This window comes from Dyella sp. (genome assembly GCF_035685885.1).
Taxonomy (GTDB): Bacteria; Pseudomonadota; Gammaproteobacteria; order Xanthomonadales; family Rhodanobacteraceae; genus Dyella.
Genome location: NZ_DASRZX010000153.1, coordinates 1 through 17,016, shown reverse-complemented (window position 1 = coordinate 17,016; position 17,016 = coordinate 1). Strand labels below are relative to the sequence as shown.

At 65.4% G+C, this 17,016-nt stretch carries 18 protein-coding genes; 7 read left to right on the top strand and 11 right to left on the bottom strand.

Features of this window, described 5'->3' with window-relative positions:
• Positions 1–9: 9 nt before the first annotated feature.
• Positions 10–963, top strand: a complete 954-nt coding sequence (gene pip, locus VFG49_RS17500; protein ID WP_324862920.1) for a prolyl aminopeptidase — start codon at positions 10–12, stop codon at positions 961–963.
• Positions 964–1,098: 135 nt separating this feature from the next.
• Positions 1,099–2,319, top strand: coding sequence for an SGNH/GDSL hydrolase family protein (locus VFG49_RS17495; protein WP_324862918.1), 1,221 nt, complete (start codon positions 1,099–1,101; stop codon positions 2,317–2,319).
• A gap of 123 nt (positions 2,320–2,442) precedes the next feature.
• Here the strand turns inward: VFG49_RS17495 and VFG49_RS17490 are convergent, their stop codons facing one another.
• Positions 2,443–3,297, bottom strand: a complete 855-nt coding sequence (locus VFG49_RS17490; RefSeq protein WP_324862916.1) for a ribonuclease H-like domain-containing protein — start codon at positions 3,295–3,297, stop codon at positions 2,443–2,445.
• Positions 3,294–5,714 carry a DEAD/DEAH box helicase gene (locus tag VFG49_RS17485; RefSeq protein WP_324862914.1) on the bottom strand — a complete coding sequence of 807 codons (2,421 nt, stop codon included), beginning with the start codon at positions 5,712–5,714 and terminating at the stop codon, positions 3,294–3,296. Before VFG49_RS17485 ends, VFG49_RS17490 begins: the two co-directional genes overlap by 4 nt.
• A 130-nt stretch (positions 5,715–5,844) precedes the next feature.
• On the opposite strand from VFG49_RS17485, the gene VFG49_RS17480 reads away from it, so the two are divergent.
• A complete protein-coding gene (locus VFG49_RS17480; protein ID WP_324862912.1) occupies positions 5,845–6,219 on the top strand; it encodes a hypothetical protein in 375 nt (124 codons plus the stop codon).
• Here the strand turns inward: VFG49_RS17480 and VFG49_RS17475 are convergent.
• From VFG49_RS17475 to VFG49_RS17460, 4 genes are all read right to left on the bottom strand, one after another.
• The gene (locus VFG49_RS17475) at positions 6,206–7,990 is read right to left on the bottom strand and encodes a GGDEF domain-containing protein (protein ID WP_414649173.1); all 1,785 of its coding nucleotides are present in this window, start codon (positions 7,988–7,990) and stop codon (positions 6,206–6,208) included. The two genes, VFG49_RS17480 and VFG49_RS17475, sit on opposite strands and share 14 nt — an antisense overlap.
• Positions 7,991–8,087: 97 nt before the next feature.
• Positions 8,088–8,396 (bottom strand): hypothetical protein, encoded by a 309-nt coding sequence (locus VFG49_RS17470; protein ID WP_324862910.1) that lies wholly within the window; start codon positions 8,394–8,396, stop codon positions 8,088–8,090.
• A 334-nt stretch (positions 8,397–8,730) separates the two neighbouring features.
• Entirely contained in the window at positions 8,731–8,994 is a 264-nt protein-coding gene (locus VFG49_RS17465) for a hypothetical protein (RefSeq protein ID WP_324862908.1), read from the bottom strand.
• 136 nt (positions 8,995–9,130) lie between these two features.
• A complete protein-coding gene (locus VFG49_RS17460) occupies positions 9,131–9,937 on the bottom strand; it encodes an SAM-dependent methyltransferase (RefSeq protein ID WP_324862906.1) in 807 nt (268 codons plus the stop codon).
• A gap of 168 nt (positions 9,938–10,105) precedes the next feature.
• Here VFG49_RS17460 and VFG49_RS17455 point away from each other — a divergent pair, with 168 nt between their 5' ends.
• Positions 10,106–10,549, top strand: coding sequence for a hypothetical protein (locus tag VFG49_RS17455; RefSeq protein WP_324862904.1), 444 nt, complete (start codon positions 10,106–10,108; stop codon positions 10,547–10,549).
• Between the two features lie 9 nt (positions 10,550–10,558).
• Here VFG49_RS17455 and VFG49_RS17450 read toward each other — a convergent pair whose 3' ends face one another.
• Both VFG49_RS17450 and VFG49_RS17445 read right to left on the bottom strand, forming a co-directional pair.
• Positions 10,559–11,092, bottom strand: coding sequence for a DUF5615 family PIN-like protein (locus VFG49_RS17450; RefSeq protein WP_324862902.1), 534 nt, complete (start codon positions 11,090–11,092; stop codon positions 10,559–10,561).
• A gap of 161 nt (positions 11,093–11,253) precedes the next feature.
• The gene (locus VFG49_RS17445; protein WP_324862900.1) at positions 11,254–11,880 is read right to left on the bottom strand and encodes a LuxR C-terminal-related transcriptional regulator; all 627 of its coding nucleotides are present in this window, start codon (positions 11,878–11,880) and stop codon (positions 11,254–11,256) included.
• A 154-nt stretch (positions 11,881–12,034) separates the two neighbouring features.
• On the opposite strand from VFG49_RS17445, the gene VFG49_RS17440 reads away from it, so the two are divergent.
• Positions 12,035–12,892: a fumarylacetoacetate hydrolase family protein gene (locus VFG49_RS17440; RefSeq protein WP_324862898.1), complete on the top strand. Its 858-nt coding sequence runs from the start codon at positions 12,035–12,037 to the stop codon at positions 12,890–12,892.
• A gap of 151 nt (positions 12,893–13,043) precedes the next feature.
• On the opposite strand, the gene VFG49_RS17435 is transcribed toward VFG49_RS17440, so the two are convergent.
• Positions 13,044–14,594, bottom strand: a complete 1,551-nt coding sequence (locus VFG49_RS17435) for a S53 family serine peptidase (RefSeq protein ID WP_324862896.1) — start codon at positions 14,592–14,594, stop codon at positions 13,044–13,046.
• 185 nt (positions 14,595–14,779) lie between these two features.
• On the opposite strand from VFG49_RS17435, the gene hemB reads away from it, so the two are divergent.
• Positions 14,780–15,772 (top strand): porphobilinogen synthase, encoded by a 993-nt coding sequence (hemB, locus tag VFG49_RS17430; protein ID WP_324862894.1) that lies wholly within the window; start codon positions 14,780–14,782, stop codon positions 15,770–15,772.
• Positions 15,773–15,897: 125 nt separating this feature from the next.
• Here hemB and VFG49_RS17425 read toward each other — a convergent pair whose 3' ends face one another.
• The gene (locus VFG49_RS17425) at positions 15,898–16,215 is read right to left on the bottom strand and encodes a hypothetical protein (RefSeq protein WP_324862892.1); all 318 of its coding nucleotides are present in this window, start codon (positions 16,213–16,215) and stop codon (positions 15,898–15,900) included.
• 67 nt (positions 16,216–16,282) lie between these two features.
• Between VFG49_RS17425 and soxR the strand changes: the two genes are divergently transcribed.
• Positions 16,283–16,813 carry a redox-sensitive transcriptional activator SoxR gene (soxR, locus tag VFG49_RS17420; RefSeq protein WP_414649171.1) on the top strand — a complete coding sequence of 177 codons (531 nt, stop codon included), beginning with the start codon at positions 16,283–16,285 and terminating at the stop codon, positions 16,811–16,813.
• Positions 16,814–16,899: 86 nt separating this feature from the next.
• Here soxR and VFG49_RS17415 read toward each other — a convergent pair whose 3' ends face one another.
• The gene (locus VFG49_RS17415) at positions 16,900–17,004 is read right to left on the bottom strand and encodes a tautomerase family protein (RefSeq protein WP_324862932.1); all 105 of its coding nucleotides are present in this window, start codon (positions 17,002–17,004) and stop codon (positions 16,900–16,902) included.
• Positions 17,005–17,016 lie beyond the last annotated feature (12 nt).

The window sequence follows — 17,016 nt, the reverse complement described above, 5'->3', positions numbered from 1 at the left end:
AGCTGCGCCGTGCGCGAGCTGTATCCCGAGATCGAACCCTACGCCACGCATCGCCTCGCCGTGAGCGAGCTGCACACGTTGCATGTCGAGGAGTGCGGCAACCCCGATGGTGTGCCGGTCGTGTTCCTGCATGGCGGGCCTGGTGCCGGCGTGTCGCCGTATCACCGGCGTTTCTTCGATCCTGCGCGCTACCGCATCGTGCTGTTCGATCAGCGCGGTGCGGGCCGCTCCACGCCGCATGCCGAGCTGCGCGACAACACTACCTGGCATCTCGTTGACGATATCGAGGCCGTGCGTGAGCACTTCGGCATCGAGCGCTGGGTGGTGTTTGGCGGCTCGTGGGGATCGACGCTTGCGCTGGCCTATGCGCAGCAGCATCCGGAGCGCGTACTCGGCTTGGTGTTGCGCGGCATCTTCTTGGGTCGACCCGCCGAGCTGCGCTGGTTCAACGAACTCGATGGCGGCGCGCGCTGGATCTTTCCCGAACGCTGGGAGCGCTACCTTGCGCATATCCCCGCGGAAGAACGCGACAACATGGTGGAAGCCTATTGGAGCCGGCTCGACAGCGCCGACGAATCGGTGCGACTCGCCGCAGCGATGGCCTGGGGCAACTGGGAGGGCGGCAGCACCACGCTGATCCATGATCCCGACGAACCGGGCAACTTCGAAGATCCCAAGGCCGCGATCAGCGTGGCCCGTGCCGAAGCGCACTATTTCCGCCACGGCATGTTCCTGGCGCCGGACCAGTTGCTACGCGACGTGGACCGCATCCGCCGCATTCCCGCCACCATCGTCCACGGACGCTACGACATCATCTGCCCGATGAAGACGGCGCACGACCTGGCCAAGGCCTGGCCTGAAGCGCATTTCCACGTCGTCCTCGCCGGGCACAGCGCGGCCGATCCCGCCATCGTCGACGTGCTGGTAGCCGCAACGGATGCGTTGGCCGATCGTTATGGTTGAGCGTGTGCGTGTTGTCAGACGCACTGATGGCTGATCACATGCGAGTCTCTGCGCTCCAGACGGCTGCAGCGACGGCGCGATGTCCAGCCAATAATTCTGGAGAGATCTCCCCGACCACCTGCAAAGGACATGACCATGCCCCGCATTCCACGCGCGTTCGTCCTGACACTTTTGTTGGGCCTTGCATGCCAGTCCGCGATGGCAGCGACGCCGGCAGCGTCGTCCTGGGTCGGTACCTGGTCGGCCTCCCCTGACGCCGACGGTCCGCCGCTTTCCGCGCAGACCGTGCGTCAGGTGGTGCGGATCAGCGTCGGTGGCACGGCAGTGCGCCTGCGGCTCTCCAACCTGATGGGTGCAGCGCCACTTCCTGTCGGGCCGGTGCATGTGGCGTTGCACGCGCAGGGTTCGGCCATCGTGCCGGGCAGCGATCATGTGGTGATGTTCGGCGGTAAGCAGGACACCTTGATCGCCGGCGGCGACAGCGTGCTCAGCGACGCGGTCACGATGGACGTGAAGCCGCTGCAGGAACTGGTGGTGAGCTTCCATGTGCCGGCCAATGCGGGCGTTCGTTCCACCATCCACAGCGCGGGCCTGGCTACCGCCTATGTCACCGAGCGTGGCGATGAGACCGCGGCGATGGATCTCCCCGATGCGAACACCACGGAATCCCGCTTCCTGCTGACGGACGTGGAGGTTTCGGCAGCGGCGAATGGCGGCACGGTCGTTCCTTTCGGGGATTCGATCACCGATGGCATGGGCTCGGACAAGGATGCACAGCAGCGCTGGCCCGACTTGCTTGCCGCGAGGCTGCAGGCGGACCCGAAGTTCAGGTCGATCGGCGTGGTGAACGAAGGCATTGGCGGCAATCGCATCCTCACCGAGGGTTATGGCCCGAGTGCGCTCGCCCGCTTCGACCGCGATGCGCTTGGCAAGGCAGGCGCGCGTTGGATCGTGTTGCTGGAAGGCATCAACGACATCGGAAACTCGGGACCGCAGGCCAAGCCGTCCGAGCAGGTCAGCGTCGAGCAGATCATCGAGGGCATGAAAACCCTCATCACGCGCGCGCATGCCCGGGGGCTGAAGATTTACGGCGCAACGCTGACGCCCTTCCACGGCGCGTGGTGGCCTTACTACACCCGCGCGAATGAAGCGAAGCGCCAGCGCGTCAACGAATGGATCCGCGAGGGCGGTGCTTTCGACGGCGTGATCGATTTCGACAAGGCCATTCGCGATCCGGCGCAACCGGATCGCATGCTGGGCAAGTACGACAGCGGCGATCACCTGCATCCGAACGGCGCAGGCTACGAGGCCATGGCCGATGCCATCGACCTCAAGCTGTTTGTCGTCCGGCCTTGAGTGGAGCGGGCGAGCTTCGGGCAAATGAAGGTGGAAGGCATCGTGCAGTGCGCGCGACTGCGAGAATCATCAGGAACGGCGTGATGCATAGACACCGCCGGTTCGCACGGTTCTCACCGCATGTCAGTCGATGTGCAGCGCGTCCGTCGCTGCGCTGAAGTGGTGGAGGATGCCGCCGAGACTGCGCAGGTCCTGGCTGTTGTGCTGGGCAACGCGGTGCAGCGGCGCCGCCGAGCCGCCGCGCAGAAAATCAAGCCACGCGGCCGGCGCCTCGGCGCCGGGTAGATCGTCCTCGCGGATCACCTGCAGCAGCTGGCGTTCGGCCGTGGCGAGGCGGCAGTTTTCCCAGGCGCCACGCCAGCGCCGGCGCACCGGATGCAGCAGGTCGATGTGCATCAGTCCATCCAGCGGGCTGGGGCGTCGCTGCAAACGAAAGCGCGTCTTGAGCAGCGGGGCGTCGTACGACTTGCCGTTGTAGCTCACGAGCACGCTGTCGAGTCGCAGCCACGAGGCGAAACAATCGAGCATCGCTGCTTCGGCCGCGAGGGTGGTGATCAGCAGCTGCCGTTCGCGAAAGCGGCCCTCGTGCCAGTGGGCCACGCCGATCATGAAGGCGCGCGTGCCGGTGCCACCGGCCAGGCCGGTGGTCTCGGTGTCGAACAACAGCAAACGTTCGGGTTCGATCCACGCATCGAGCCTGGCGAACAGGGCGTGGAACAACGGCGGTGCGGGTGGCCATGCACTATCGAGCTCGCATAGCTGCAAGCCCGGTGCCATCGTGCGACCCGGCAGCGCCATCGGTGCGCTCGCCGTCGTCTTGCGTGGCACGGTGCCGACATGGCGGCGCACGCCAAGCAGCGCGCGCAGGTTGTCCGGCAGCGGTTCGGAGCGTCGCACCGGCGTGGCCGTGCCTGGTGCTGGCGCCGTCACGCCGGCCTGCCGACGCAGGCCGCGCAGTTTGTCGGCCAGGGCGCTCACAGCGCGACGATCAGGTCGAGCACGCGCGTGGCGAGCGACTTGAGCGAACGTTCCTCAAGCTCGTCCACCGCAAGCACGGGCCCGACGCAAGCCGGACAGCCGGCGCGGCAATCGCAGCGATGCACCAGTTCGCGTGCGAGGCGGACGAGATGCTCGCGCCGTTCGTACAGCGGTGCGCTGAGGCCCACGCCACCGGGAAACGCATCGTAGAGATACAGCGTGGGCACGAACGGCCCTTGCAGCACCGCATCGTCCTCGCCAAAGCTGGAACGCATCTGCGCGCGGCCGTTGGCATCGGGCGTGGCAAACCATGCACCATCGCCGCTGCCCACAGCCTTCTGCAAGTCGCGCGCCTCGGCCATCACGGCCACGATGGAAACGATATGCAGCGCATGTGCCGCGGCCAGGAAGCCATCCAGCGCTTCCTGCCGGTGATCGAAGGCCTGCTCCAGCGCGCGCTGCGGCAGCTGCCACCACACGGCGGTGGTGTGCAGCTCCAGGTCGGGCAGGTTCACCGGGCCGTAGCCGATGTTCTCGTGCGTGTAGTAGCGGATCTTCTTGTAGCCAGCCACGCGGCGCGCCACATGCACTTCACCGTGATGCGCGCTGCCGCGTCCGGCCGGTGAACCGTCGAACGCTTCGAGCACCTTGAGCTTGGTGTAGTCGATGGCGTCGGTGTAGTAGTCCACGTGCGTGCGCGTCACGTACGCCTTGCGCCCGCTCCAATCGAGTTTTTCCACCTGGTAGGGCACCGACTGGATCATGTGGATGGCGCCTTCGTACAAGGTGAGCGACGCCGCGCTGAAGTCCACTTCCGCCACGATGGTCTGGCGGCCATCGGTGCGATCGACCACCACGAAGTTGCCATCGGCCACCGAGCGCAGCGAGACGGCATTGGCCGGATAACTGTCGGCGATCCATTCGAAACGTTCGCCTTCCTGATGCAGCACGCCTTCTTCGCCCAGCACCTGCAGCCACGGCGTGGCGTCCTGCGGTCCGAACAGTTCGCCTTCGCGGAAGGGCAGCTCGAACGCGGCGCAGCGGATGTGGTCGAGCAGGATCAGCGGCTGGTCCGTCGCGATGCGCGCGTGTTCCGGCGTGGCACCCTGGAAGAATTCCGGATGGCGCACCAGGTACTGGTCCAGCGGATCGCTGCTGGCCACCAGTACGCCGAGCGACGCCTGCTGGCGACGGCCGGCGCGGCCGAAGCGTTGCCATGTGGCGGCCACGCTGCCGGGATAACCGTTGAGCACCACCACGTCCAGCGCGCCGATATCCACGCCCAGTTCCAATGCCGACGTGCTGACGATGCCGTCCACCGCGCCCGCGCGCATCTCGCGCTCCGCCGCGCGACGCTCCGTCGGCAGGTAGCCGCCGCGATACGCGCGGATGCGAGGCGGCTTGCGCGGGTCGGCGTCGAACACATCCTTGAGATATTTGGTCAGCACTTCCACCATCAGCCGCGATTGCGCAAACACCAGCGTCTTCAGTCCCGCGCGGATCGCGGTGCGCGCAATGCGATTGGATTGCGAACGCGCAGACGCGCGCAGGCCGAGATCCGGATTTACCACCGGTGGATTCCACAGCAGCACATGCTTCTCGCCCACCGGCGCACCGCTGGCGGTGATGGCGGTGACCGGCTGCTCGATCAAGGCACTCGCGTGCTCGGCCGGGTTGCCGATGGTGGCCGAGCACAGGATGAACTGCGGCGACACGCCGTAGAACGCGCACACGCGCTGCAGCCGGCGCAGTACGTTGGCCACGTGCGAGCCGAACACGCCGCGATAGGTGTGCACCTCGTCGATCACCACATAACGCAGGTTCTCGAAGAACTGCGCCCACTTGGTGTGATGAGGCAGGATGGCCTGGTGCAGCATGTCCGGATTGCTCACCACGATGTCGCCGTGCAGGCGAATGGCCTGGCGCGCATCGCCGGGCGTGTCGCCGTCGAAGGTAAAGGCCTTTACGCCGAGGTTGCCGGCCTGGTTGAGTTCGAGCAGTTCGGCCACCTGGTCCTGCGCCAGCGCCTTGGTGGGAAACAGGAACAACGCCTTGGCGCGCTGGCGCATGGCCGCGCTGATGACGGGCAGCGTGTAACAAAGCGATTTGCCCGAGGCCGTGGGCGTGGCGATCACCACATGCTTGCCGGCCGCCGTGGCATCCCACGCCAGCGCCTGATGAGCGTAGAGCTGCTCGATGCCGCGCGAGCGCAAGGCCTGGGCGAGCCCAGTGGGCATGTCACCGGGCAGCGGGGCGAAGCTGCCCTCGCGTCCGGGCAACACGAACGAGCCGGTGATGCGGTCCGCATAGCGCCGTTCGAGCCGCCGCGCCAGCTGGTCGCCGCCGGTGGCGGGCGCCGCGAGCGCGCCGTCGTGGCGCACCGCGCGCTGGGCCATGGGGTTGGGCAAGGCATTCATGGGCGCGCTCCGTCGGGGAGCGCATTGCACCCGCCGGCCGTCTCAATCCCTGAGACGGCCGGCGGGCGGCAGGCGTGGTTTATGGGCCGGACGTTCCCTGCGGCCCGAGCCTCGGGCAGCACAGGCGGCGTTGCTGCTGGCATTCGCCCTGCTGCCGCTGGTACGGCTGCAGGTGCTGGGCGAGCTGGACGTACGGCATCTGGCGCAACAGGTGGCTGCCTTGCGCGCGCAAGGCGTACCCATGGCACGCACCGGTAATGAGCCTGGCCTGATCACCTTCCTCGCGGCCTTGCCGGCGCCGTTGCCGGAAGCGAGTGATCCCGAGGAATGGGCGCGCCAGCACCCCGATGGGGTGCTGCTTGCGTATGCGGGCCATGGAAAGGCACCCCAGGGAGTCGCGGCTTCAGTGAAGCTGGCCAATGGCTGGGCTGGCCTGATGCCTGCGACCGATGCGCTTGCCCACGCCTCCCTGCTGGAGCACTCGCCGCTGCCTACCGGCGAGTAGCCCGACAGAATGCAGGGTCAGTGGGGGCGTGGGCGAGGCGCTCGGCGCCGGATGCCATGGGAGCATCGTCGGCGGGAATGGATGACACGGGAGCGCCGCGCTCTTCTTCCTCGTAGATGACACGGTTGCGCCCATCGCGCTTGGCGCGATACAGCGCGTTGTCGGCATCGATCATCAGTTGGCGCAATTCGTAGCCGCTGCGGTCGCTGCAGGCGACGCCGAAGCTGGAGGAAATCACCACGTGGCGGGTTTCGCCCCACAGCGGCGTGGCCGCGATGGCCTGGCGGATGCGCTCGGAACGCTCGACGGCCTGCATAGCGCTGCAGTCGGGCATCAGGATGGCGAACTCCTCGCCACCCAGGCGACCGAAGATGTCGTGGCGCTCCAGATGCTGCAGGCAGGCCGCCACGGCGCGCTTGAGCACCATGTCACCAGTGACATGGCCGTGCGTGTCGTTGACGTCCTTGAAATGGTCCAGGTCCAGCAGTACCAGGCAGGCCGGACGCGAAGACCTGGCGCCTGCGCGCAGCAGCAACTCCGCTTCGTCGACGAAATGCTGGCGGCTGTGGATACCGGTCAGGCTGTCACGTGTGGCCAGCCGCTTGAAGCGCAGCTGCGAGCGCTTGATGCGCAGCAGCCAGAAGGCAATGGAGGCGAGCACCGTGAGCAGCAGCGCAATGTAGAGGCGGCTGGTTTCCATCGCCTTGCGGTCGAGCTGGCGCTGCAGCTGCAGGATCTGGTTCTGGCGATTGAGCGTGTCGACCTGGTTGCGCTTGGCCTGCACCTGCTGCTTGATGGTTTCATAGGCCAGCGCGCCGGCGGTGACATCGCTGAGATATCCCCGGTCGGTCTCCATGTATTTCTCATGGTAGGTCAGTGCTTCAGCTGTGTGGCCAAGTCGATTGTCGATCCGGTAGAGCAGCTCATAGGCCCGACTGAGCGGCAAGCTGTAGGCGTTCTCTATCCTATTCTCGACAGTTGCCAGCGCAAGTTTGCGTGCCCTTTGCATGTCATCCAAGGCGTAGTAGCCCTGGGCCAGCAGCATGTTGAAATATTGCATCAACGGCGGATATTTGTAGCCTGCCACCTCGGCATAGTGTTCTTCCAGTAGCCGTATCGCGTCGTTTGTCTGGCCTTTTTGGAGATGAAGCGAAGCAAGGTCGCTGCGTACGGTATTTGCAGCAAGAGAATCGTTGCCCGCATTGCATAGGTCAATGCCGCGCTGGAATTCGCCCTGCGAGGGCACCGTTGTGCCGCTAAGAAAGAGTGCGTGGAGTTTGTAATAAACCGCATGGCATGCGTTCTTGCCCTGGGGAATATTCTGCATCATCTGGTCGGCGTATTCGGCTGCCTGTTCGTAGTGATGAGAAATGATCAGGAACTGCGCTGCTTCACCCATGGCGGCATAGCGCGCGCTGAGGTCCGATACTTGGGGCAGTAGATCTGTCAGCCGATTGAGCTGAATGAAGCCTTCCTCGTAGCGGTGCGCGAAGCCAAAGATGTTGACCATCGTGGCCATGGCGCGAAGGCGTAGCGTGGGGCTGGGAGCCTGTTCCGCGATTAGTCGAAGTCCAATGAGAGCCTGGGACTCGTTGCCCGCGAAAACGGCCTGCCACGCATCGAGATAGCGCAGTGTCCATTGCTCGTCGACCGGCAGGCTGTCTTCCAGTTGGTGCAGTTGCGCCAGTATCGACAGGAACTCGTCGTGATTGGACGTCTTAATTTCAAAGGCGCGTCGCAGCAATTGCTCCGGGGGAGCAGAAGCGGGCATGGCCGCGTGTGCGGCCATGCCAATACAGATGCCCGTGAGAGCGATCATGCCCCCAAGGAACTTCCGACTCGTCATGCCAAGCCGGTACACGATGGGCTCAGGCTGAGACGGAGGCCGCGTGGCAGCCAACGACGACCGCAGCGAGTGCGCTCTTTTCTTCGCCTTCCTCGTCGCCCTCTTCTTCCTCTTCGTCCTCGTCTTCGCGACCGGGATTCTCAAGGATATGGAACATGGGTTCCTGCTTGAGCAGCGCATACAGATCGCTGGTGCTGCGAGCGATGATGGCAGCGCCGACATCGGCGTCCATCTGCACTTCTTCTAGCGCCCGCGCAATATCTTCCTGCGACGCGTGGCGCAGCTGCGCATCCGCGCCCAGTCGTTCCAGAAACTCGATGACGCTCGACATGGCTCGTTTTCCCCTGGTGGTCGTGTAGATCGACGCACTCCCCTGACTGCCGTTCCCCTCTCCCCGGGGAGTACTCGGGAGAAGTCGATCATAGCGCCCTTTTTGAAGAAAAATATCCGCCCGGCGGCATGACCACCTCTGTCTTACGGCCATGGCATATGGCCTGCTAAAGCGCCACAAGGTGGCGTCTCAGTGTTTAGATCGAGACAAGATGTCAAAAGCCGCACCGGGTGTTGCCCCGGGCGGCTCGAAGGTAAGCAATGAGCGCCGCTTCTTGACGGGCTGGCGAACTCACTCGAAGAACGGGGAAATTACGCCCCTAACAGCAATCGATTCAGCTGTCTGCCTTGAGAGGCACTGGCACCTCGGCTCCTTCTTCCTGGACTCCCGGCGGAGGGCCCGGGTTCTCGAGAGTGTGAAACATGGGCCTCAGACCCATCAGCGCGTAAACCTCCGACGTGCTACGGGCAATGATCGCGGCACCTACGGAAGCATCGATCTGTGTATTGGCCAGGGCTTGGGCCAGCTCATCTTGCGAGGCATGGCGCAAACGCGCATCCGTGCCCATCTTTTCCAGGAATGCCACAAGGTTCGACATCGCGCTATCCCCTTTAACGTGCATGGTTGAGTGAATAGCCGCTCTTTGCCGGATTGGTGCATCGGACCTACCGGGCGCTCCCATCCCAGCGAGCGGATGCTACCGCAACAATCTTCAAGTACGCCGTACAACCCCTTCAATCCGTTGTAACAGCCGCATCCAGCGCGGCCAGCCGGGCGCGGATGTCCGAGTCTTCACGCAAAGGTTGCGATGGGGGCACTGCCATGGTGTCGGACATGTTGAGGTCGGCTTGGGGCAGTGCTGACAGCGCCATGCGTTCGATCCTCGGTGCCTGGAAGGGCAAGGTGTTGGCGCGGTACACCACCACTTCGTGGTCGAGCGGGTAATCGCGGCTCAGGATCTCCACCAGCACCTGCCGGTGTGCAGCGCCGGTGGAAAAGCGCTTGCTGGTCTGTTCGCCCGCCAGGCCCACCTGCCACAGGATCAGCCATGCGCTGGGGTCGACATGGCGATGGCAGAGCATGAACTGCGTGGCGTCGTAGTGCTGGCAACCGTAGCGGCCCGGGTCGATGCCCACGTCCGCATAGAGGCAGTCTTCGGACGAAATGCCCGGCTCCATGTGCGCGCGATAACCTTCCTGGCGCGCCACTTCAATCGCCTTGTGCGGTGCCCAGGCGAATACGCCGGGATGGCCATAGAACACGCCGCATACGCGCTTGTTGGCGCGCACCTCGGTCATCATGGCCTCGACCATCTCGCGATAGGTCTGCACGCGCGACTTGCCTTCGCTGTAGAACGGCTGGAGGCTGCGGACGTCCGTGTGCATTTCCTTCAGCCATAGCTCCACCAGGCCATCGGATACCGCGGTGAACACCACGTCGGCCTGCTCGATGTGACTGCGGGCCAGCGGGCTGATGTGCGAGCCGAGCGTGATGCCGATGCCCACGCAGGCCAGGCTGCCGGTCTCAGGGGAAGTGTTCAAAGCCTCTTGCTCCTTGGTCGAAAGGGCGTTGCGCGGTGGTCGGCGGAATCCATCCAGCATAAGCAAACCGCGTTGCCGGTCGCCAGCGCGGCGCTGAGCACTTTCGCCGTGGCGACCGGCCGGGCAGTATTCGACCATCCGCGCATCGGCAGGCAAGGAGCCCGTGACATGAAGTGGTCATCGACGTGCTGTTGGATGGTCGCCGTCCTGCTCGCGGCAGATGCACGCGCCGCGGACGGTCCGGTGGACCTCTCGCTTCCGGCGGCCAAGGGAGCGGCGGCCTCGACCTATCGCGTTCCCCTGGCCGGTGCGGCGCGCTATGGGGTGGCGCCGACGCTGCTACCTGTCGCCAACGCGCCCGCGGTACAAGGGTTGCCCGCGATGCCGGTGAATCCTTCTGCGCTCGAACGGGCCACCGGCAAGGCGCTGGACGTTGCCGGCACGGCTGCCGTCATGCGGGCTGCGGAAAAGCGCGGCACGGGCACGGCGGTGTCGCCTCCGTCGTATGCACCTTACCGGCCCAACCTGCCGATGCCCGAGCCGGGCGCCGAACCCGTCAATTGCCAGCCCAACGGCAGCCTCACGGCGCCGGCCATGTGTCCCGGCCGCTGAAGGCGGCCTTCAGGCGGGCGTAGCGCTCCACTCCTCCAGCTTGCCGCGCCACAGGCGACGGGAGGTATGCGTCTGGGTGCCGTCGCTCAGGTGGACGTGCTCCACCCAGGCGTTGCAGCGGGCATCCACCTTGCCGCTGCGCCCGCCGTCCCGCAGAGACAGCAGGGCGGGGGCGACGCAGCGGAAGGCGCGACGCATGTCTGCCAGCGAGCCTTCGCCGAAATGGAATACGAAGATGGCCGGGCCGCGTTGCGGCGGGAAGCGCCGGTCATCGAGAAAGTGGCGATCGAGCGAGAGCAGCGCCATGCCACGCATGCGTGCGTACGCCGCGTGGTCTTCCGCGGAGGCGCCGCTGAGGTTTGCCTCGTCAGCGGTCTGCACCCGTGCACCGACCGACCGCAGCAGTTCGATGGCGCGTGCCGGAAAACGCTCGTCCGTATAGAAGCGGACGGGGGGTGCCGCAGCCGGATCCATGCAGGATGGTCGGCCCGCGCCGACCGATAGCGGCCCTGCTTCCAGCCGATTGTCGGGATCTCGCCTCATGAGCACTGGACTCCATCCGGGCGTTGCGGCTCCCCGCACGCAACGGCGGCGGCAGGCCGCAGTCGCTGGTGATCAGGGAAACCCCTCGCTGCGCAAAGCCGTCTGCGCGCAGCTGTGTTTCTACCGCCCCTGGTGCGGGCCCGGCAATACCGCCTTTGTTCTTAGGAAGGCCCGGTTCCGTCCAGCGACCGGGCTTCGATCCCGATACGGATGGCATCGGCGCTGGTGGCCGCGCCCAATCGCTTGAGCAGACTGGCGCGGTGCATCTTCACGGTTTTTTCCTCGATGCCGAGCGTGGTGGCAATCTGCTTGTTGCGATGGCCTTTCACCATCCACTCCAGCACCTGGCGCTGCCGCGGCGTCAGGCCTGCCACCCGTTCGGCGGAACGTTGCGCATGGGCTGGCGCGGTGGCTTCGGCGGTGACGTCCATCTGCGAGCCGACGAAGTAGGTCACCTTGCCACCCGCGTCCAGGATGGGCGCGATCATCACGGCGTTGCGGAAGGGCGATCCATCCTTTCGATAGTTGAGCAGCACGGTCAGTACCGGCGTTCCCTCGGCCACAGCCTTGCGCAACTGGGCGCGCGCCGAGACTTCCGTGCCCGGGCCGCCGAGGAATCGGCAATTGCGGCCCACGATCTCGTGCCTCTCGTAACCCGTCAGGCGGCAGAACGCTTCGTTGGCACAGACGATCGGGTTGTCCGGCAGCTGCGGATCGGTCACCAGGGTGGCGATCGGCGACAACGCGATGGATTGGAACAGGGACTTCTCGAATTCGGCGTCTTGCATGCCCGGCTCCGCGCAGGAAGGTCTTCATTCGACCAGAGAACACCGGCCCGACCAAGCCCCACCGGGCGAATCGCGGGAAACGCAGCGTCGAGGGATTTTCGCGTGGTCGCGAGTCGTTCTACAGTGGCGTTCTCCATCGCGCCGGAGCAAAGACATGCGTTTCTTGCGATTCGAGCAGGAGGGACGTAAGGGCATTGCCGTGAACGAAGGCGACAGCTGGCATGGCCTGTGCGAAAGCGAGGCGGTGTTTGCTGCGGACATCGGCGTCATTGCCGCCATGCACGCCGAACAGCGTGCGCGCGCGATCGATGACCTGCAATCCGGACCTGCCATCGACGACTCTGCCGTCACGTTCCTGCCGCCCTGTGCGCAACCGGGCAAGATCATCTGCCTGGGTCTGAACTATCGCGATCACGCGCACGAGTTCGACTTCAAGCCGCCGGATTACCCCACGCTGTTCGCGCGCTTCGCGTCGAGCCTGATCGGTCACGGGCAGCCGCTGGTGCGCCCGCGCGTATCCGGCGATCTCGATTACGAAGGCGAGCTGGCGGTGATCCTGGGGCGCGGCGGCCGCCATATCGCCGAACAGGAGGCGCTGGATCATGTCTTCGGCTACACGGTGTTCAACGATGCCTCCGTCCGCGATTACCAGATGCGAACGCCGCAGTGGACGATAGGCAAGAATTTCGACGGCACCGGCGCATTTGGCCCCGTCCTGGTGACAGCTGACGAACTGCCACCAGGCGCGGCAGGGTTGATGCTGGAAACCCGACTCAATGGCAAGGTGATGCAGCGCGCCTCCACCAGCGACATGATCTTCAGCGTGGCGCAGACCATCGCGATCCTCAGCGAAGCAATCACCCTGGCCGCGGGCGATGTGATCGTGATGGGCACGCCGTCTGGTGTGGGCTACGCGCGCAAGCCGCCGGTCTACATGAAGGCCGGCGACGTATGCGAGGTGGAGATCGAGCGCATCGGCACGTTGCGCAATGTGGTGGTGGACGAACGTTGAGCGAGCCTCACTCCTGCAGGAGCGCACCCCGTGCGCGACCATGGTGTCGCATCGATGCCTCTTGCTGAGGCACCGCTTTTCGCAACGTTCCCTTGGTGGGATAGGCTTTTCGCGCACTGGGTGCGCTCCTGCAAAAATGCGCGTGCGGTGTTCAGTGCCGGGTGGTGGGCTTCATCGACGACAGCGCGGTCAGCAACGTTTGTCCTTTCGGGCTACCCAGTCCCGTACAGGCATCCCAGCCCTTGGCGGCCTTGAAGCTGCCGTTGTTGCCTGAGGTGATGTCGCGGAAGGCAGACTTGCTGATGCTGTACAGGGCCTCGTGCGGATCGCCGAGGTTCTGGCCCAGGTGCTGGTTGCAGCGTGCCACCAGGGCGGCCCATAACGGGGCGACGGCGCTGGTGCCGCCGATCACTTCGTTCTGGCCATCCACGCGAATGGTGTAGCCGGTGGTGGGGTCGGCATCGCCGGCCACGTCGGGCACGCCACGTCCCGCGAAGCCCTTGGCGCCCTTGGGCACTTTGGACGACGTCTGCCATGTCGGCAGCGCAAAGCTGGAGCTGACGCCACCGCCGGTGGCGCCTTCATCGCTGGCCTCTTCGTTCCACACGGTTTCGGTCTTGATCGTAGTGGTGCTTGCCGTGAGTTTGGTGCCGCCACAGGCCAATACGTACGGGCTGGATGCGGGAAAATCCACGTGCTGCGCGCCATCGGTTTCGCCATCGGTCGAGCCGCTGTCACCGCTGGCTGCGGTGACTGTGACGCCCAATGCCGCGGCGTCCTGCAGTGCGCTCTGCATCGCATCAAGGGAAGAAGAGGCCCAGCTGTCCTCCGGACCGCCCCAGCTGATGGAGATTACCGATGGATGATGCGTGGTGTCGTGCGCGGCCTGCGAAATGGCTTCGTAGAAACCCTGGTCGGTATTGGGTGCGAAGTACACGACAATCGATGCACCACTGGCGAGCGCGCCGATCACTTCCACGTCGAGCATCACTTCGGCATCGGCGTCGCCTCCGGGCTTGCTCTTGCCGCCGGCTACCGACACCACGCTGACCTTGGGGACCTTGGTGATGCCCAGCGACTTCATGTACTGGCTGAAATCGCTGGCCGTGTAACCACCGCCGAGCTCGATCACCGCGATCGTCTGGCCGGTGCCGTCGGTGGCTGTCGGAAAGGCGTAGAGCTTGCCGATCTGCACCGGCGTGAACGAAGTGGCGGCTGCGGCCTTGGCGAGGCGGCGGAAGTGCGGTCGTGCCACTGGCCGCTGGTCGAGGCCCAGCACCGCGATGACGGCAGGCGCCACATCGGAAGGCAGGGCAGGCTTGCCGCGACAGCCGATCTTTTCCTCGCCGTCCGCGCCTACCTGGTAACGCCCCAGTTGCACGCCGAACGCTTCCTGCAGCTGCTGCGGCGTCCCGCGCAGGTGCATCACGCGGCGATGCAGTTCGCAACCGGTTTCAATCAGGCCGTGTTGCTTGGCGAAGCTGCGAATCTTCTGGGCATCCGCGGGATCGGCGCCCCATTGCGCGCCGAATGCTTCGCGCGTGCTCGCTGCGCGGTGCGGCCAGGAAGCGGGCGCTGGATGGTCGCCGCGTCGTCGCATCACCACGGTGACGTCGATGGGATCGGTGCCTTCGTGCGGGCCCACGTAGCGGGCGTCGGCAGCGAGGGGCCAGTGGCTGTGTCGGGCGGGTGACAGGCTCATGGTCTGGGCTCCTTCGGATGGGCAGGGGGAGACTGCGCCGGTAAACGTGTCGCTTGAGTGTTCGCAAGTTGGTGCGTTCACGCAGCGTGGTTCCTTGCTGTCTCAGGCGTCGCGTCTATGCAAAACGTCGGTTCTTTCGGCGCGACGCGCTAAAATGGACGAATGTCTTGCCCGAGGGTCAGCCCATGAGTTTTCCCGCCGTCCGCATGCGCCGCATGCGCCGCGATGCCTTCTCCCGCGCATTGATGCGCGAACACACCTTGCTGGCGAGCGACCTGATCATGGTCGCGTTCGTCATCGAGGGCGAAGGCCAGCGCGAAGCGGTGCCTTCCATGCCGGGCGTGGAGCGTCTGTCGATCGACGGGCTGCTCGAGCTCGCGGGCGAGTGCGTACGGCTGGGCATTCCGGCATTGGCGCTGTTTCCTTCGCCCGGCGCGGCGGTGAAGACCGAAGACGCACGTGAGGCGTGGAATCCCGATGGCCTGATGCAGCGCGCCACGCGCGCGCTCAAGGCGAAGTATCCCGAGCTCGGGCTCATCGGCGACGTGGCGCTCGATCCGTACACCACGCACGGCCAGGACGGTCTCATCGACGAACACGGCTATGTGATGAACGAGCCGACCATCGAAGCCCTGATCAAGATGTCGCTGGCCCAGGCCGAGGCAGGCATGGATTTCGTGGCGCCGTCGGACATGATGGACGGCCGCATCGGCGCGATCCGCGACGCGTTGGAAGGCGCGGGCCACATCCACACGCGAATCCTTGCGTATTCGGCCAAGTACGCCTCCGCGTTCTACGGCCCGTTCCGCGATGCGGTGGGCTCGGCGGGCAACCTCGGCAAGGGCAACAAGCACACGTACCAGATGGACGTGGGCAATACCGATGAAGCGTTGCGCGAGATCGAGCTGGATATCCACGAAGGCGCCGACGCGGTGATGGTGAAGCCCGGCATGCCGTACCTGGACGTTCTGCGACGCGTCAAGGATGCCTTCGGCATGCCGACCTTCGTGTACCAGGTGAGCGGCGAATACGCGATGCTCAAGGCCGCTGCGCAGAATGGATGGCTGGACGAAAAGGCGGTGGTGCTCGAATCGCTTACCGCATTCAAGCGCGCCGGCGCCGACGCCATCCTCACCTATTTCGCCATCGATGCCGCGCGCTGGTTGCGCGGTGAGTGACGGCGCGCATGCGCACCAGCCGGAAGCGTGACCGGGGATGAACGCCTGGGCGAGGCTTCGCCCGGCTCGCCCAGGCGCCGCCGGTGGCGCACGGGTTCTCGCGCATCGTCCGTCAGGCGTGTCCGTCAGGCGTCACGGTACACGCCAAGGTCCGCCTTCACGCCAAGCTCTTGCATGAAGGCGGCGGGATCGAAGCCTTCCTTCCCGTAATGCCGTTGCATCGCCGCCTTGGCCGAGGCCATGTGTGACGCGTCGTGCCACTCCACCACGGTCATCACGTTGTACTCGCCTGCCAGGTCGCACTGGGTGAGCACGAGGTTTTGTCGGCAGCCTGGCAATGCATCCAGCATCTGCTGGGTAAAGCGCACCCGCGCCATGAACGCGGAGAGGGCGTGCGCAGGCACGTTGAAGCGGTCGATGCGGTAGACGGTCGGCTCGGACATGGGCGGATACCGGTGATGGTGGTTCGTGGCAATCTAGGACCTCAACTTAACTTGAGGTCAATAGGCCATGGAGAACCGATCCGGAACCGGCGGCCTGCCCACCATGCTGGCGGTGGGCGAGGTGGCGCGGCGCAGCGGCGTGGCCGTGTCCGCGCTGCATTTCTACGAGTCGAAGGGACTCATCCGCAGCGAACGCAGCGTAGGCAACCAGCGGCGCTACCCGCGCGCGGTGCTGCGGCGCGTTTCGTTCATCCGCGTCGCCCAGCGGGTGGGCATATCGCTCGCGGAGATTGCCGTGGCGCTGGCTGCACTGCCGGCCGATGCCGCGCCCGCGCGCGAGGACTGGACGCGGCTCTCGGCCGCCTGGCGCACTGAGCTGGACGCACGCATCGCTCAGCTGAAGAAACTGCGCGACACATTGGACGACTGCATCGGCTGTGGTTGCCTGTCGATCGATCGCTGTCGCCTGCGCAATCCCCGTGACAAGCGGGCGACGGAAGGCGCGGGTCCTCGGCGCCTGCTGGTCGACGCCCGCCCTGCAGGAGCGCACCCAGTACGCGAAAAGCCGAGCCCCCGAGGGGACGTTGCGAAGCGATGAAGCGGCACCGCTGGCAGTCCAGGCTGAGCGCATGGCCACCGGTGAGGCTGCGGTCGCGCACTGGGTGCGCTCCTACGAGATGGGCGTCATCCGTATTGCGCCACGCCATCGCCGAACGACCAGTTCTCCTTGGCCGTTTCCAGCAGATTGATGAAGACGTCCTGCGGGCGCAGGCCGGGCTCGGCGCTCAGCAGTTCGGCGGC

Coding starts and splice junctions, on each gene's coding strand:
- VFG49_RS17495 (WP_324862918.1), top strand. CDS start 1,099: ATGCCCCGCATTCCACGCGCGTTCGTCCTGACACTTTTGTTGGGCCTT.
- VFG49_RS17465 (WP_324862908.1), bottom strand. CDS start 8,994: ATGTCGAACCTTGTGGCATTCCTGGAAAAGATGGGCACGGATGCGCGT.
- VFG49_RS17470 (WP_324862910.1), bottom strand. CDS start 8,396: ATGTCGAGCGTCATCGAGTTTCTGGAACGACTGGGCGCGGATGCGCAG.
- VFG49_RS17485 (WP_324862914.1), bottom strand. CDS start 5,714: ATGAATGCCTTGCCCAACCCCATGGCCCAGCGCGCGGTGCGCCACGAC.
- VFG49_RS17435 (WP_324862896.1), bottom strand. CDS start 14,594: ATGAGCCTGTCACCCGCCCGACACAGCCACTGGCCCCTCGCTGCCGAC.
- VFG49_RS17440 (WP_324862898.1), top strand. CDS start 12,035: ATGCGTTTCTTGCGATTCGAGCAGGAGGGACGTAAGGGCATTGCCGTG.
- VFG49_RS17455 (WP_324862904.1), top strand. CDS start 10,106: ATGAAGTGGTCATCGACGTGCTGTTGGATGGTCGCCGTCCTGCTCGCG.
- VFG49_RS17425 (WP_324862892.1), bottom strand. CDS start 16,215: ATGTCCGAGCCGACCGTCTACCGCATCGACCGCTTCAACGTGCCTGCG.
- soxR (WP_414649171.1), top strand. CDS start 16,283: ATGGAGAACCGATCCGGAACCGGCGGCCTGCCCACCATGCTGGCGGTG.
- VFG49_RS17445 (WP_324862900.1), bottom strand. CDS start 11,880: ATGCAAGACGCCGAATTCGAGAAGTCCCTGTTCCAATCCATCGCGTTG.
- hemB (WP_324862894.1), top strand. CDS start 14,780: ATGAGTTTTCCCGCCGTCCGCATGCGCCGCATGCGCCGCGATGCCTTC.
- VFG49_RS17450 (WP_324862902.1), bottom strand. CDS start 11,092: ATGAGGCGAGATCCCGACAATCGGCTGGAAGCAGGGCCGCTATCGGTC.
- VFG49_RS17475 (WP_414649173.1), bottom strand. CDS start 7,990: ATGCCCGCTTCTGCTCCCCCGGAGCAATTGCTGCGACGCGCCTTTGAA.